This window comes from Pantoea dispersa (genome assembly GCF_019890955.1).
In the GTDB taxonomy this organism is placed as follows: Bacteria; Pseudomonadota; Gammaproteobacteria; order Enterobacterales; family Enterobacteriaceae; genus Pantoea; species Pantoea dispersa.
In genome coordinates, this window is the sequence record NZ_CP082346.1 from 725,965 (window position 1) to 742,155 (window position 16,191).

The following is a 16,191-nucleotide window of genomic DNA, read 5'->3' on the forward strand; positions in this document are numbered from 1 at the left end:
GCAGGCGGGAGAGGGAACCGATCGGAGCGGCGGGAAGTACGGCGTTGATCTGCCATTTATCGCTCTGTTCAGGATTTCCCCCTCTCCCGCTGGCGGGAGAGGGAACCGTTCGCAGAGGCGGGGAGTACGGCGTAGATCTGTCATTTATCGCTCTATCCAGGATTTTCCCCCTCTCCCGCGGGCGGGAGAGGGCCGGGGTGAGGGCCCGCGCGCACCATCCCTCTAATTCCATGCAGGAGGCACCACATGTCATCGTTTGACTATCTGAAAACCGCGATTCGCCAGCAGGGACATACATTGCAGCAGGTGGCTGATGCCAGCGGGATGACCAAAGGCTATCTGAGCCAGTTGCTGAATGCCAAAATCAAAAGCCCGAGCGCGCAGAAGCTGGAAGCGCTGCACCGTTTTCTCGGGCTGGAATTCCCGCGTCGCGACAAAACCGTGGGCGTGGTGTTCGGGAAGTTCTATCCGCTGCACACCGGTCACATCTACCTGATCCAGCGCGCCTGTAGCCAGGTCGATGAGCTGCACATCATCATGGGCCATGACGATCCGCGCGATCGCCAGCTGTTTGAGAACAGCGCCATGTCGCAGCAGCCCACCATCAGCGATCGTCTGCGCTGGCTGCTGCAGACCTTTAAGTACCAGAAAAACATCCGCATCCATTCGTTCGACGAAGAGGGTATCGAGCCCTATCCGCACGGCTGGGACGTGTGGAGCGCTGGCGTGAAAACCTTTCTCGCGGAGCAGGGCATTGAGCCCGACTGCGTCTACACCAGCGAAGAACCGGATGCGCCGATGTATCAGCAGCATCTGGGCATTCCGGCGGTGGTGATCGATCCGCATCGATCGTTTATGAACATCAGCGGCAGCCAGATTCGTCAGGATCCGTTCCGCTACTGGGAGTACATCCCGACTGAAGTGAAGCCGTTCTTCGTGCGCACCGTGGCGGTGCTCGGCGGTGAATCGAGCGGCAAATCGACGCTGGTCAACAAGCTGGCCAACATCTTCAACACCACCAGCGCGTGGGAGTATGGCCGCGATTATGTCTTCTCGCACCTCGGCGGCGACGAGATGGCGCTGCAATACTCCGACTACGACAAAATCGCGCTCGGCCAGGCGCAATACATCGATTTCGCCGTCAAATACGCCAACAAAGTGGCGTTTATCGACACTGACTTCATCACTACCCAGGCGTTCTGCCTTAAGTATGAAGGGCGCGAGCACCCGTTCGTGCAGGCGCTGATCGATGAGTACCGCTTTGACCTGGTGATTCTGCTGGAAAATAATGTGCCGTGGGTGGCCGACGGCCTGCGCAGCCTCGGCAGTTCGATGGATCGCCGTGAGTTCCAGTCGATGCTGGTCACCATGCTGCGTGAAAATCACATTGAATATGTGCACGTCAAAGAGGATGACTACGACACACGCTTCCTGCGCTGCGTCGAGCTGGTGAAGCAGATGCTGGGCAGCTAGCGCAGCACAACAAAAAAGGCGCCGCGGCGCCTTTTTGTTATCACAGCGATTACTTCGCCATGCGCTTGTACTTGATACGCTTCGGCTCCAGCGCTTCGGCGCCGAGGGTGCGTTTCTTGTACTCTTCGTACTCTGTAAAGTTACCTTCGAAGAACTCCACTTTACCTTCATCCTGATAGTCGATGATGTGGGTGGCGATACGGTCGAGGAACCAGCGGTCGTGCGAGATCACCATCGCGCAGCCCGGGAACTCCAGCAGGGCGTTTTCCAGTGCGCGCAGGGTTTCGATATCCAGGTCGTTGGTTGGCTCATCGAGCAGCAGCAGGTTGCCGCCCACCTGCAGCAGTTTCGCCAGGTGCAGACGACCACGCTCACCGCCGGACAGTTCGCCGACGCGTTTGCCCTGATCGGTACCCTTGAAGTTAAAGCGACCGACATAAGCGCGGCTTGGCATTTCGGTGTTGCCGATGCGCATAATGTCCTGACCGCCAGAAACTTCTTCCCACACGGTTTTTGAATTATCCATCGCATCGCGGAACTGATCGACCGACGCCAGCTTCACGGTTTCGCCCAGCTCAATGCTGCCGGAATCCGGCTGCTCCTGGCCTGACATCATGCGGAACAGCGTCGATTTACCGGCGCCGTTAGGACCGATGATACCGACGATGGCGCCTTTCGGCAGCGAGAACGACAGATCGTCAATCAGCACGCGATCGCCATACGCTTTGCTCAGATTCTTCACTTCCAGCACTTTGTCGCCGAGGCGCGCGCCAGGTGGAATGAACAGTTCGTTGGTCTCGTTACGTTTCTGATAATCGGTGTTGTTGAGCTCTTCAAAGCGCGCCAGACGGGCTTTGCCCTTAGACTGACGGCCTTTCGCGCCCTGGCGCACCCACTCCAGCTCTTTCTCGATCGATTTGCGACGCGCCGCTTCCTGAGAAGCCTCCTGCGCCAGACGCTGATCTTTCTGCTCCAGCCATGAAGAGTAGTTGCCTTCCCATGGAATGCCTTCACCACGGTCCAGCTCCAGAATCCAGCCGGCAACGTTATCGAGGAAGTAACGGTCGTGGGTGATGGCTACCACGGTGCCTTCGAAGTCGTGCAGGAAACGCTCCAGCCACGCGACGGATTCGGCATCCAGGTGGTTGGTCGGTTCGTCGAGCAGCAGCATGTCTGGCTTTTCCAGCAGCAGACGGCACAGCGCGACGCGGCGGCGTTCACCACCGGACAGGTTGGCGATTTTGGCATCCCACTCCGGCAGACGCATGGCATCGGCGGCGCGGTTCAGCTGGGTTTCCAGGTTGTGCCCGTCGTGTGCCTGGATCACTTCTTCAAGACGACCCTGCTCAGCGGCCAGCTTGTCGAAGTCGGCATCCGGATCGGCGTACAGCGCGTACACTTCGTCGAGACGCTTCAGCGCGCCAACCACTTCCGCGACGGCTTCTTCCACCGACTCACGCACGGTGTGTTCCGGGTTCAGCTGAGGTTCCTGCGGCAGATAGCCGACTTTGATGCCCGGCTGCGGGCGAGCTTCCCCTTCGATATCTTTATCAATGCCGGCCATGATGCGCAGCAGGGTCGATTTACCCGCGCCGTTCAGGCCGAGTACGCCAATTTTGGCGCCAGGGAAAAAGCTAAGGGAGATATTCTTCAGAATGTGACGCTTCGGCGGAACCACTTTGCCGACGCGATGCATGCTATAGACGAATTGAGCCACGTTGTGATGAGCCTCTTGGTCTGTAATGGGTGGAACGTCAGATGCTGAAGTTTAGCCGTTTTCACCCGGCAATCACAGCCGCATTGCGCGCAATCTTCCGCAGCGGCGGAATAATGCTAGCCGCAATGCAGGGTGAGCCTGGCCGCCTGCAGCACGGCAAGCAGCGCGGGCGGAGGCGGGCTGTCGCTGACCAGCATATCAAACAGCGAGAAGTCACCAATGCGCGCCGGCAGTACCTTGCCGTACTTGCTGCTGTCGCCGACCACGATTTTGGTCTGCGCCCGCTGCAGCGCCAGATGCTTGATGGGCAGTTCATTGAGGTTATAACAGGTGGCACCCTGCGCGGCGTCCATGCCGGCGGCAGAGATAAAGGCTTTATTGGGGCAGAGCGCATCCAGCACCGTGACCTGCTCGAGCGGGGTAAACACGGCGTTATCGGCGTGGAATTCGCCGCCGCACAGAATCACTCGACAGTGCGGCTTCTCTTTTAACGCCAGAAAGGTGTTGATCGCGCTGCAGATGGCGGTGAAGGGCAGATCATTATCAATCGCTTCGATCACCAGCGGCAACGTGGTGCCGCAGTCGAAAAACACCGTGTCGTTGGCCTGTACCAGCGCGGCAGCCCGCTGTGCCAGCAGACGTTTCTTGCTGACGTTGAGGTTTTGCTGGTCGCTGACAAAATAGTGCGCCACGTTCTGCCGCGGGTCGCGCATCACATAGCCACCCAGCAGCACCACGCCCTGCGTCGCGCCGGTTAAATCGCGGCGGATGGTCATTTCTGACACGCCCAGCAGTTGCGCGGCCTGTTTTAAGTGCAGGGTGTCGCTGTGTTTCAGCGCCTGCGCCAGCTTATTGATTCGTTCGTCGCGGCGGGTTTCCATCAGTAACTGTTCGCTCAACCTTCGCTGCGGCCGGAATGGCCGGGTGGAGGGTAAACATAAGTTTTTTCTTGCAGATTAACAACCTGTCTTCTGCCTGCCCGCCCGCCGCGCGGCTAAATCGCCACCAGCCCGCGCACGCCCTCGCTCTCCATATTCACCCCTGCGCCGCGCTGCACAATTTCGCCGCGCGACATCACCAGATAACTGTCGGCCAGTTCGGCGGCGAAATCATAAAACTGCTCAACCAGCAGGATCGCCATGTCACCGCGCTGCGCCAGCTGGCGGATCACCGCACCGATCTCTTTGATCACCGACGGCTGGATCCCTTCGGTCGGCTCATCGAGGATCAACAGCTGCGGCTGGCAGGCCAGCGCCCGGCCGATCGCCAGTTGCTGCTGCTGGCCGCCTGACAGATCGCCACCGCGCCGCGTTTTCATCTCGCGCAGCACCGGAAACAGCTGGTAGATCTCCTCCGGTACCCGGCTGGCCTGGGCGCCGGAGAAGCGCGCCAGCCCCATCAGCAGGTTCTCTTCCACCGTCAGACGCGGAAAAATTTCGCGCCCCTGCGGCACATAAGCAATGCCGGCCTGCACGCGCTGGTGTGGCTTGCGCGTGTTAATCAGCTGGTTTTGCCAGCGAACCTCGCCGGATTTGACCGGAATCAGCCCCATCAGACACTTCAGCAGCGTGGTTTTGCCCACGCCGTTGCGCCCCAGCAGGCAGGTTATCTCGCCCGGGCGAGCCTCAAACGACAGACCGCGCAGGATATGGCTGCCGCCGTAATATTGATGCAGTTCTGCTACCTGTAACATCTCAGCGCCCCAGATATACGTCGATAACCCGATCGTCCGCCTGTACCTCGCGCAGCGATCCCTCAGCCAGCACCTGGCCCTGATGCAGCACCGTCACGTGGTCGGCAATGGTTTCCACAAAGCCCATGTCATGTTCCACCACCATCAGTGAGTGCTTGCCCGCCAGGCTGCGGAACAGCTCGGCGGTGTAGTCGGTTTCGGCATCGGTCATGCCGGCTGCCGGTTCGTCCAGCAGCAGCAGGTGCGGCTCCTGCACCAGCAGCATGCCGATTTCGAGAAACTGCTTCTGCCCGTGCGACAGCAGACCCGCCTGCCGCTGGCGTTCGCCGCCGAGCCGCAGCAGTTTCAGCACCTCGTCGATGCGATCGCGCTGCTCGCCGCTAAGCCGGGCGCGCAGGCTGGCCCACACCGATTTATCGTTTTTCAGCGCGATCTCGAGGTTTTCAAACACCGTCAGCGCTTCAAACACCGTGGGTTTCTGAAACTTGCGGCCAATGCCGGCGCGGGCGATTTCGACCGGCGACAGCTGGCGCAGATCGGTATCCTGGTCGTAGATCACCTGGCCGCTGTCCGGCCGGGTTTTGCCGGTGATCACGTCCATCAGCGTGGTTTTTCCCGCGCCGTTCGGGCCGATCACGCAGCGCAGCTCGCCGACGCCAATCTGCAATGACAGATCGGTCAGCGCGCGGAAGCCGTCAAACGAGACGTTGATGTTCTCCAGCAGCAGCACCGGATCGGTTTGCTGACGATGGCGATCCGCCGGCTGCGGTTGGGTAAACAGTTGCTCAGTCATGACGCCTCCGGCGCAGCAGGCCAATTACGCCACGCGGCAGGAACAGCGTGACCAGGATGAACATCAGGCCCAGGAAAAACAGCCAGTATTCCGGGAAGGCGACGGTGAACCAGCTTTTGGCACCGTTGACGATGGCCGCACCCAGCAGCGGGCCAATCAGCGTGCCGCGTCCGCCGAGCGCCACCCAAATCGCCGCTTCAATCGAGTTGGTCGGCGACATTTCACTCGGGTTGATAATGCCGACCTGCGGCACATACAGCGCACCAGCCAGCCCGCACAGCACGGCAGAGAGCGTCCAGACGAACAGTTTGAAGCCCTTCGGATCGTAACCAATAAACATCAGACGGTTTTCCGCATCGCGCACCGCCGTCAGTACGCGACCAAACTTACTGCGCGCCAGGGCAAAGCCCAGCGCCAGGCTGAACAGCAGCAATAGCACGGTCGCGATAAACAGTGCGATACGCGTGCCGGTGGCGGTGACGCTGAAACCGAGTAGGGTAGTAAAACCGGTAAAGCCGTTGTTGCCGCCAAAGCCGGTTTCGTTGCGGAAAAACAGCAGCATGCCAGCGTAAGTCAGCGCCTGCGTCATGATGGAAAAGTAGACGCCTTTGATTCTGGAGCGAAAGGCGAAGAAGCCAAACAGCAGCGCCAGCAGGCCCGGAACCAGTACAATCAGGCACAGCGCCCAGAGAAAGTACTGGCTGCCGGCCCAGAACCACGGTAGCTCATTCCACGACAGAAACGACATAAACGCCGGCAAACCGCTGCCTGCAGCCTGGCGCATCAGGTACATGCCCATGGCATAGCCGCCGAGGGCAAAAAACAGCCCGTGGCCGAGCGACAGCAGCCCGGCGTAGCCCCACACCAGATCCAGCGCCACCGCGACAATCGCATAGCAGAGGATTTTGCCCACCAGCGTCAGCGTATAGGTGGAGATCGCCAGCGGATGGCTGGCGGGCAGCAGGGCGCAGAACGGCAGCACCAGCAGCAGCGCGAGCACGATGACGCCGAGAATCAGGCTCAGGCGCGGCGCTTTGCGCACCGCGCGTAAGGTCAGTGGCTGGCTCATCAGTCAATCACCCTCCCTTTAACGGCAAACAGACCCTGGGGACGTTTCTGGATAAACAGCACAATCAGCACGAGGATCAGGATCTTGCCGAGCACCGCGCCAATCTGCGGCTCCAGCACTTTGTTGAGGATGCCGAGACCAAAAGCCGCCACCACGGTGCCGGCCAGCTGACCGACGCCGCCGAGCACCACCACGAGGAATGAGTCGATGATGTAGCCCTGACCCAGTTCCGGCCCGACATTGCCCAGCTGCGACAGCGCGACGCCGCCGAGTCCGGCAATGCCGGAACCGAGTCCAAACGCCAGCATGTCGATGCGCCCGGTCGGCACGCCGCAGCAGTCGGCCATGGCGCGGTTCTGCGTGACCGCCCGCACATTCAGCCCCAGCCGGGTTTTATTCAGCAGCAGCCAGGTGAGCGCCAGCACCGCGATGACAAACAGGATCACCGCGATGCGGTTATACGGCAGCACCAGATTCGGCAGCAGCTGCCAGCCGCCGGACAGCCAGCCCGGGTTGGCCACTTCGAGGTTCTGCGCGCCAAACAGCATGCGCACCAGCTGAATCAGCATCAGGCTGATGCCCCAGGTGGCGAGCAGCGTCTCCAGCGGGCGACCGTATAAGTGGCGGATGATGGTGCGTTCCAGCAGCATGCCCATTACGGCGGTGACGGCGAAGGCCACCGGCAGCGCCAGCAGCGGGTACCACGCCAGCCACTGCGGCGCAAATTGCTGGAACAGATTCTGCACCAGCCAGGTGGCGTAGGCGCCGAGCATCAGCATCTCGCCGTGCGCCATGTTGATTACGCCCAGCAGGCCGTAGGTGATCGCCAGGCCAAGCGCGGCCAGCAGCAGAATGGAGCCGAGCGACAGGCCGGTAAACGCCTGCCCGAGCCAGTCGCCCCACATCAGGCGCTGCTGTATGTGCTGCAGGCTGGCGGCCGCAGCGGCGCGCACCTGCGCATCGGGTTCGTTACTGGCCTGGGTTAAGCGCGTCAGGCTGGCCTGCATCGCCGGATCGCCCGATTCTCCGAGCAGCGTGACCGCTTTCAGGCGCAGCGCGGCGTCCGGGCTGGCGAGCTGCAGATTCGCGGCGGCCATCGCCAGCACCGCGCGTACTTTGCTGTCCTGTTCGGCGGCAAGGCGCTGTTCAATCAGCGGCAGCTGGTCAGGCGCGGCATCGTTTTGTAACTGCTGCGCTGCGCGCAGGCGAGTCGCCGGATCGTCACTCACCAGCTGGTGGGCGGCGAGGGCGCTGGCAATCAGCACGCGCAGCCGGTTGTTCATGAAGAGTTTTTTGGTTTCGCCGTCCGGCTGCCGGGCGCTGTCGAGCGGCAGAAGCTGGTCAGCCTGTTTGCTGAACGGCTGCTTGTTCTGGTCGATAACCACGCTTTCATTGCGCAGCGCCTGCAGCAGCGGCAAGCGGCTGGCCTGCGGCGCCGCAGCCCACTGCTGCAGCAATGTCGCCTGCTGCGTACGGCTGGCAGCGGCGAAGTCAGCGCCATCACCGGCCTGCGCCAGCCACGGCAGCAGTAACAGCAGGCAGCTGAGAATACGGCGGAGTGTCATGGTGATCATCCTGTTATGGTTACGTTGGGTGCGGTGTGGCCCTCATCAGGGTTAGGGCGTTGTCTGGCCCTCACCCTAACCCTCTCCCGCAAGCGGGAGAGGGAACCGATCGAGCGAATGAAGAGCGCCTCACTCACATGCAGCAGCGGCTCACTCACATGCAGCAGCCCTCACATGCAGCAGCGTCTCCCTCTCCCCCTGGGAGAGGGCCGGGGTGAGGGCCCGCGGGCCATAGGGCGAGGACCATCAGCCTCCCCTTACTGCGCCGACTTCACCGGATAGTCCGGCTTCTTATCATTCCCGGCGATATACGGGCTCCACGGCTGGGCGCGCACCGGCTGTTCGGTCTGCCACACCACGTTGAACTGGCCGTTCTCCTCCACCTCACCAATCATCACCGGCTTGTGCAGATGGTGGTTGGTTTTGTCCATGGTCAGCGTAAATCCGTCCGGCGCTTTAAACGTCTGTCCGGCCATCGCGGCGCGCACTTTATCCACATCGGTGGTGCCGGCTTTCTCTACCGCCTGCGCCCACATGTGCAGGCCAACGTAGGTGGCTTCCATCGGATCGTTGGTCACTACGGTGCTGGCGTTCGGCAGGTTGTGCGCTTTGGCGTAAGCGCGGTAGTCGGCCACGAACTTCGCATTAGTCGGGTTATCCACTGACTCAAAGTAGTTCCACGCCGCCAGCTGACCGACCAGCGGTTTGGTGTCGATGCCGCGCAGCTCTTCTTCCCCCACCGAGAAGGCGATCACCGGAATGTCGGTTGCTTTAATGCCCTGGTTCGCCAGCTCTTTGTAGAACGGGACGTTGGAATCGCCGTTGATGGTGGAGATCACCGCGGTTTTGCCACCGGCGGAGAATTTTTTGATATTCGACACGATGGTCTGGTAATCGCTGTAACCAAACGGCGTGTACACCTCTTCGATATCCTTATCCTGCACGCCTTTGCTATGCAGGAAGGCACGCAGAATCTTGTTGGTGGTGCGCGGATAGACATAGTCGGTGCCGAGCAGGAAGAAGCGTTTCGCGCTGCCGCCATCTTCGCTCATCAGATATTGCACCGCCGGGATCGCCTGCTGGTTCGGCGCGGCGCCGGTGTAGAACACGTTTGGCGACATCTCTTCGCCTTCGTACTGCACCGGATAGAACAGCAGGCCGTTCAGCTCTTCAAACACCGGCAGCACCGATTTGCGCGAGACCGACGTCCAGCAGCCAAACACCACCGCCACTTTGTCCTGAGTCAGCAGCTGGCGCGCTTTTTCGGCGAACAGCGGCCAGTTCGAGGCCGGATCGACCACCACCGGTTCCAGCTTCTTGCCCAGCACACCGCCTTTGGCGTTGATCTCATCGATGGTCATCAGCGCCACATCTTTCAGCGGCGTTTCGGAAATCGCCATGGTGCCGGACAGCGAATGCATAATGCCGACTTTGATGGTGTCTGCCGCCTGTGCGGTAAAGGCGAAGCCCATGCTGGCAACGGTAGCGGAGAGCGCGAAAGCTTTAAGCAACGAACGTCGTTTCATCATTTAAACCCCTAACTGTGTTATCTGTTGTTATTCAATGGGTTGAAGCCGAGCCTGCTGTAACATGTGCAACGTAATCTTCCTGACCTCGGCCTTACTGACGGCAATGTGGTCGGTTAAAATGCGCTGTGCCTCCTCGGTGTGTTGCTGAAAAATCGCCCGTAAGATCTGAGCGTGCTCGCGGTACGTGGCATCGACCCGGTCATCCCGCGTGAAGTCGAGACGGCGAATGATGCGGATTTTTTCTGTCAGCTCGGCGTGGATGCGCGCCATCTCCTGATTGCCCGCCGCGGCCACCAGCGCCATGTGAAACGCTTCGTCGTGCGCTGATACCGCTTTGCCATCTTCCAGCCGGGCATCGTCGATCCAGAAGGTTTTCAGCGCGGTCAGGGTTTCCGCGCAGGCCAGCGGCGGCAGCGCGCACAGGCGGCGCACCGCTTCGCGTTCCAGCACGGTGCGGAAGTCGTACAGCTCCTCGAAGTAGGCGAAATCGAACGGCCGTACCTGCCAGCCGCTGCGAAACCACACCTCGACGTAGCCTTCGCGCTCCAGCCAGAACAGTGCCTGACGCACCGGCGTGCGGCTCACCGCCAGCCGCTCGGCAATTTCGTTTTCGCTGAAGCGGTCACCCGGCATCAGACGGAATTCAAAGATGTCCTGCTTCAGCGCCTGATAAACCTTTTCGGCCAGCGCTTCGGGACGGCCTTTGCTGCGGGGCGCGCTACTGTTCATACCTGCTCCTTAAGCCAGCCACAGCAGGGTGTCGCCCGGACTTACCGGACGGCCCGCCTGGCAGGCAATGCGTTTCACCGTGCCGGCCTGCGGCGCGACAATCGCCAGCTCCATCTTCATCGCTTCCACGATGATCAGCGTCTGGCCGGCCTGCACCGTATCGCCCGGCGCAACCAGCACTTTCCAGATGTTGCCGTTCATGTCAGCGCACACCGCCAGCGCATCGTCCTCTGCGTCGGCGACCACCAGCGTCTCTTCACTGGTGAGCGGCGCTTCCTGCTCTTCCTGCGCCCACAGCGTGACTTCCTGCTCAAACGCTGCGGCCTGACGCTCACGGAAGGCACTGATTTCCGGTGCGTTGTCGGCGAGGAACTGCTGATGCGCCGCGAAATCAAACTCGCTCTGCTCGATGCGAATGCGGGCGCGGCCGGCGCGGAAATCGTCACGCAGCTGCGTTAGTTCCGCTTCGCTCACCGGATAGAAACGCACCTGGTCAAAGAAGCGCAGCAGCCAGGGTTCGCCGGCGGCAAACTGATCGTTTTGCAGGAACTTGTTCCAGATGGGCAGCGTGCGCCCCACCAGCTGATAGCCGCCCGGTGAATCCATGCCGTAGATGCACATGTACATGCCGCCAATGCCCACCGTGCCTTCGGCGGTAAAGGTGCGCGCCGGGCTGTATTTGGAACTCAGCAGGCGATGGCGCGGATCGATCGGCACCGCGCACGGCGCGCCGAGATAGACATCGCCGAGACCGAGAATCAGATAGCTGGCGGCAAACAGGGTGTCGCGTACCGCTTCGCGGCTCGCCAGTCCATTGATGCGCTGAATGAAGTCAACGTTGTTCGGCAGCCACGGCGCGCTGGCGCGAACCGTCTCTTTGTAACGCTCCACCGCGCCGAGCGTGGCGCTGTCTTCAAACGCCATCGGCAGCCAGACGATGCGCGACGGCACTTTCAGCGCGCTGACGTCGCCCAGCCCGGCTTCCAGCTCCAGCAGCAGCGTCATCAGCTGCTGCTGACCGATCACCAGGCTGTCATAGCGCACCTGCAGCGAGCGCACGCCGGGCGACAGCTCTTCAATGCCGGGCTCTGCACGCTGGCGCAGCGCCTGCATCAGCAGGTGTACGCGCAGGCGCAGCGCCAGGTCCAGCACGTTATCGCCGTACTCAATCAGCACATATTTGTCGCCCGCCTGGCGGTAGACCGCCGCAGGCGTGGTGGCGGTCGCCGGCAGCGCCGCTAACAGGGTGGCAGAACCGATGTCGCTCGCCGCCAGCGAAGGCACCGCGAAGGCCGGTGCGTGCTGGCTGCGCAGCGTGGTTACGCTGTGCGCCTGGGCTTTCTCCAGCGCGACCGCTTCGTCGGCGCTGATCGGGTGGAAGCGGATGCGATCGCCCGGTTTGACCTGGCCGACTTTCCACAGCTCGGCTTTGGCGATGGTGACCGGGCAGACGAAGCCACCAAGGCTTGGGCCGTCGTGCGTCAGGATCACCGGGAAGTCACCGGTAAAGTTCACCGCGCCGATGGCGTATTCGCAGTCGTGTACGTTAGACGGATGCAGCCCGGCTTCACCGCCGTTAGCGCGCGTCCAGCTGGGTTTAGGCCCGACCAGACGGACGCCCAGCCGGTTGGAGTTGTAATGCACCTGCCAGTCGCTGGCAAAGAACTCATCGATGGCAGCCTGGGTGAAGAAATCCGGTGCGCCGTGCGGGCCGTACAGCACGCCAATGCGCCATTCGCTGCCGTAGTGCGGCACCAGCGCGCGATCCAGCGCTTCGGGGTCGCTGACCGGGGCTGGCGTGGTGCAGGCGGCGAGCGCTGGCTGGGAGATCGGCAGCATGTCGGCGACGCGCAACGTGCGTCCGGCGTGGCCGCCAAACTGGCCCAGCGAGAAGGTGGCGCGGCTGCCAAGATACTCCGGCACATCGAAACCATTACGCACCGCTAAATAGGTGCGGCAGCCGCTCTGCGCGCGGCCCAGCGTCAGGGTTTGTCCGGCTTTCACCGCCACCGGCTGCCAGTAGTCGACCGCGCTGCCGTCGAGATCGGCCGGACAGTCGGCACCGGTCAGCGCAATCAGTGCATCGCTGTGGAAACGCAGCGTCGGGCCCTGCAGGGTGAACTCCAGCCCGGCGGCACTGGCGTGGTTGCCGACGATACGGTTGGCCAGGCGGAAGGCGAAGTCATCCATCGGGCCGGACGGCGGCACGCCGATGTCCCAGTAGCCCAGGCGGCCGGGAAAGTCCTGAATGCTGCTGAACGTCCCCGGCTGCAGCACTTCGATGACGCTGGCCGCCGGCGTAAAGCCGTCAAGGAAGCGCGTCCAGACGTTGCCGCTGCGGAAGGCGTCGGTCGCCACGATCTGACGCAGATAATCGAGATTGGTGGCGATGCCGTGCAGTTGGGTAGCGTCGAGCGCCTGCTGCAGCTTCGCCAGCGCGGCGTCGCGCGTTTCGCCATGCACGATCAGTTTGGCCACCATCGGATCGTAAAACGCCGTCACTTCGCTGCCGGTCTCGATCCAGCCGTCGACGCGCACCGCCGGCGGGAAGCTGACGTGGGTTAACACGCCCGGGCTCGGCTGGAAGTTTTTCAGCGGATCTTCGGCGTACAGCCGCACCTCAATCGATGCGCCGTGCGGTGCCTGCTGCAGACGATCCCAGTCGATGGCATCGTCCGCCGCCACCTGCAGCATGCACTCCACCAGGTCAAGGCCGGTGACGCACTCGGTCACCGGATGCTCCACCTGCAGGCGGGTGTTCACTTCGAGGAAATAAAACGCGTCCTGCGCGGCGTCATAGATGTACTCCACGGTGCCGGCGCTGCGGTAATTAACCAGCTCGCCCAGCCGCACCGCTGAAGCCAGCAGCGCTTCACGCGTGGCCTGCGGCAGATTAGGAGCCGGCGTCTCTTCCACCACCTTCTGATTGCGGCGCTGCAGCGAACAGTCGCGTTCGCCCAGCGCAATCACCTTGCCCTTGCCGTCGCCAAAAATCTGTACTTCCACGTGGCGCGCACGATCGATGCAGCGTTCAAGAAATACGCCGGCATCGCTGAAAAACTGCTCGCCCAGACGGCGCACGCTCTCCCACGCGTTTTCCAGTGCCGTGGCGTCGGCGCAGCGGGTCAGACCGATGCCGCCGCCGCCGGCGGTGCTTTTCAGCATCACCGGATAGCCGATATCTTCCGCCGCGCTGAGTGCGTCCTGCAGCGAACTGAGCAGCGGCGTGCCCGGCGTCATCGGCACGCCGGCGCTGGCGGCCAGCTCACGGGCGCGATGCTTGAGACCAAATTCGCCAATCTGCTGCGCGGTCGGGCCGACAAACGCGATGCCGGCCTCTTCGCAGGCGGCAGCGAACGGCAGGCTCTCCGACAGAAAACCGTAGCCGGGCCAGATGGCCTGCGCGCCGCTTTGCTGCGCGGCGGCCAGAATTTTGTCGATGCGCAGATAGCTGTCGCTGGCTTTGTCACCGCCAAGAGCGATGGCCACATCGGCTTCGGTAACGTGACGCGTATTGCGGTCGGCATCCGAATAGACCGCCACGCTGGTTACGCCGAGGCGCTTCAGGGTGCGGATGGCACGACAGGCGATTTCGCCACGGTTAGCAATCAGAACGGTGCTGAACATGATTAGTGATTCCCCTGTGACGTCAGCCAGTTGCGCCAGCCGCCGAATTCAGTGATTTCCAGCGCCTGCGTCAGCGCTGCCGGTTCGCAGATAAAGCCTTTCACGATGCGCCCATCCGCCAGCGTCAGCGAACCGATGCCGAGCGGCGCCGGGATTTCCGCGACGAATTCGCCAAAACGCGCCAGCGGGATGTCCCACAGTTCGACGGTGATGGCGGCACCGCTGTCGCCGCGCAGCAGGCCGGGCTTTTTGATCGGGCCATCAAGCAGGGCGAACAGGCGATAGTGGCTGGCGGTTTGCGTCTCTTCGACCCACACCGCCTGACGCGTGGTGAGCTGGAAATTCAGCGGCATGCCGGTGAGATGGGCGCCGACCACCGCCACGCGCACGTGGTCAGGCGACGGCGGCAGCGCGGCGGGCTGCGGCGGCAGCGCTTTGCCGGTGGCCCCGAGCGGCAGCGCCAGCTGCTGCTGCCAGCGCAGGCCAAACGTCGCCAGCGCGCGGTCGTGCCACGCCGGGGCGATCAGCGTGATGCCCGCAGGCAGCCCATCGGCGCGGAACGGGCCAGGCAGCGCCAGCGCGCTGAGGTCAGCCAGGTTCGTGAAGTTGGTATAGGTGCCGAACTGCGAGTTGTAGTGCACCGGCTCCTGCTGCATCTCTTCCAGCGTATGAATGGTGGGCGAGGTCGGCACCACCAGTGCATCGAACCGGGCCAGCGTCTGCTGGATCTGGCGCGTCAGTTCGGCACGCAGGTATTCCGCCTGATACGCCTCGACGGCGCTGTACTGGCGGCCGCTGCTGACGATGCCGTACACCACCGGATCCATCTCTTCCGGGCGGTCGAGCATCTCGCCGACCGCCACGGTGCGCTCGGCGACCCACGGGCCGTAATAGAGCTGCTCTGCCAGCTGGTGGAAAGGGGCGAAGTCGATAGGGTGCAGCGTCGCACCGCTCGCCGTGAGCTGCTCCAGCGCGCTGAGCCACGCCGCTTCCGCCTGCTGGTCACCGTAAAACTGCGGCGCGGCAGGGATCGCCAGCGAGGGCTGCGGCTGGAAACTGGCCGGTGCGCTGCGTGGCGACTGGCGCGCGTAGGCGTCACCGGCGTCGTAGCCGCCCGCGATGCTGGCGACGCTAAAGGCATCGGCAACCGTCAGGGCGAACACCGAGATGGTGTCATTGAGACGGCAGGCCGGTACCACGCCGCTGGCCGAGAACCAGCCTTTGGTCGGCTTCAGTCCGACGATATTGTTAAAACCTGCCGGCACGCGGCCGGAGCCGGCGGTATCGGTGCCGAGCGAGAAGCCGACCAGGCCGCGCGCCAGCACTGACGCGGAGCCGGAGCTGGAACCGCCGCTGACGTAGGCCGGGTTAAAGGTGTTGCTCACCGCGCCATACGGCGAGCGGGTGCCAACCAGACCGGTCGCGTACTGATCGAGGTTGGTTTTACCGATGACGATAGCGCCTGCCGCTTTCAGCCTGGCCACCACGAAGGCATCGGCTGCGGCCTGATACGTCAGCGCCGGGCAGGCGGCGGTGGTCGGCCAGCCTGCTACGTCAATATTGTCTTTGACGGCAAACGGCACGCCAAACAGCGGCAGGGCGGCCGGATTGCGCTGATACGCCGCCAGCAGCGGTTCAACCTGCGCCAGCAGCTGGGCCGGCGAAGCGAGGTACAGCCAGGCATTATCCTGGTTATCGAGTGCGTCGAGATGTGCGGCCAGCAGTGCAGGGATCTGCTGTGCATCCTGCTGTGCGCAACGTTGCCAATCCTGAAGCGTAAAACCGAAGGTCGATGCCATGAGTGAATTCCAGCTGGTATACAAGATGGCATTCAACAGAGCAAAGCACGTGCCAGAGTTGTAACTGAATGAAAACGCGTAGCTATTTGATGGGTAATAAGTTTTTCTGATGATTATTTGCACAATTGCGGCGCAGGCGCTGAACAATCACGGTGCGCCTGGGTAAATTTTGTGAAGAACGTGGCAAGAGCCGGTTG

The 16,191-nt window shown here is 62.2% G+C and carries 11 protein-coding genes; 1 reads left to right on the plus strand and 10 read right to left on the minus strand.

Annotated features, from left to right (window positions below):
• The first annotated feature begins 246 nt into the window (after window positions 1-246).
• Window positions 247-1,473 (plus strand): multifunctional transcriptional regulator/nicotinamide-nucleotide adenylyltransferase/ribosylnicotinamide kinase NadR, encoded by a 1,227-nt coding sequence (gene nadR, locus K7H94_RS03425; protein ID WP_058781598.1) that lies wholly within the window; start codon window positions 247-249, stop codon window positions 1,471-1,473.
• Window positions 1,474-1,522: 49 nt separating this feature from the next.
• Here the strand turns inward: nadR and ettA are convergent, their stop codons facing one another.
• The 10 genes from ettA to atzF form a co-directional block, all read right to left on the minus strand.
• Window positions 1,523-3,190 carry an energy-dependent translational throttle protein EttA gene (gene ettA / locus K7H94_RS03430; RefSeq protein WP_071813584.1) on the minus strand — a complete coding sequence of 556 codons (1,668 nt, stop codon included), beginning with the start codon at window positions 3,188-3,190 and terminating at the stop codon, window positions 1,523-1,525.
• 116 nt (window positions 3,191-3,306) lie between these two features.
• Window positions 3,307-4,071: a DNA-binding transcriptional repressor DeoR gene (gene deoR, locus K7H94_RS03435; protein ID WP_058757230.1), complete on the minus strand. Its 765-nt coding sequence runs from the start codon at window positions 4,069-4,071 to the stop codon at window positions 3,307-3,309.
• A 113-nt stretch (window positions 4,072-4,184) separates the two neighbouring features.
• Window positions 4,185-4,883: an urea ABC transporter ATP-binding subunit UrtE gene (gene urtE, locus K7H94_RS03440; RefSeq protein ID WP_141496370.1), complete on the minus strand. Its 699-nt coding sequence runs from the start codon at window positions 4,881-4,883 to the stop codon at window positions 4,185-4,187.
• A gap of 1 nt (window position 4,884) precedes the next feature.
• Window positions 4,885-5,676: an urea ABC transporter ATP-binding protein UrtD gene (gene urtD, locus K7H94_RS03445; protein WP_152390462.1), complete on the minus strand. Its 792-nt coding sequence runs from the start codon at window positions 5,674-5,676 to the stop codon at window positions 4,885-4,887.
• Entirely contained in the window at window positions 5,669-6,745 is a 1,077-nt protein-coding gene (gene urtC, locus K7H94_RS03450) for an urea ABC transporter permease subunit UrtC (RefSeq protein ID WP_152390463.1), read from the minus strand. The genes urtD and urtC overlap by 8 nt, the downstream gene beginning before the upstream one ends.
• A complete protein-coding gene (gene urtB / locus K7H94_RS03455) occupies window positions 6,745-8,310 on the minus strand; it encodes an urea ABC transporter permease subunit UrtB (RefSeq protein ID WP_152390464.1) in 1,566 nt (521 codons plus the stop codon). Before urtB ends, urtC begins: the two co-directional genes overlap by 1 nt.
• Before the next feature lie 257 nt (window positions 8,311-8,567).
• Window positions 8,568-9,836 (minus strand): urea ABC transporter substrate-binding protein, encoded by a 1,269-nt coding sequence (gene urtA / locus K7H94_RS03460; protein WP_031279577.1) that lies wholly within the window; start codon window positions 9,834-9,836, stop codon window positions 8,568-8,570.
• Between the two features lie 30 nt (window positions 9,837-9,866).
• Window positions 9,867-10,568 (minus strand): GntR family transcriptional regulator, encoded by a 702-nt coding sequence (locus tag K7H94_RS03465; RefSeq protein WP_021506818.1) that lies wholly within the window; start codon window positions 10,566-10,568, stop codon window positions 9,867-9,869.
• Between the two features lie 9 nt (window positions 10,569-10,577).
• Window positions 10,578-14,195 carry an urea carboxylase gene (gene uca, locus K7H94_RS03470; protein ID WP_222951655.1) on the minus strand — a complete coding sequence of 1,206 codons (3,618 nt, stop codon included), beginning with the start codon at window positions 14,193-14,195 and terminating at the stop codon, window positions 10,578-10,580.
• A gap of 2 nt (window positions 14,196-14,197) precedes the next feature.
• Window positions 14,198-15,994 (minus strand): allophanate hydrolase, encoded by a 1,797-nt coding sequence (gene atzF, locus K7H94_RS03475; RefSeq protein WP_211726654.1) that lies wholly within the window; start codon window positions 15,992-15,994, stop codon window positions 14,198-14,200.
• Window positions 15,995-16,191 lie beyond the last annotated feature (197 nt).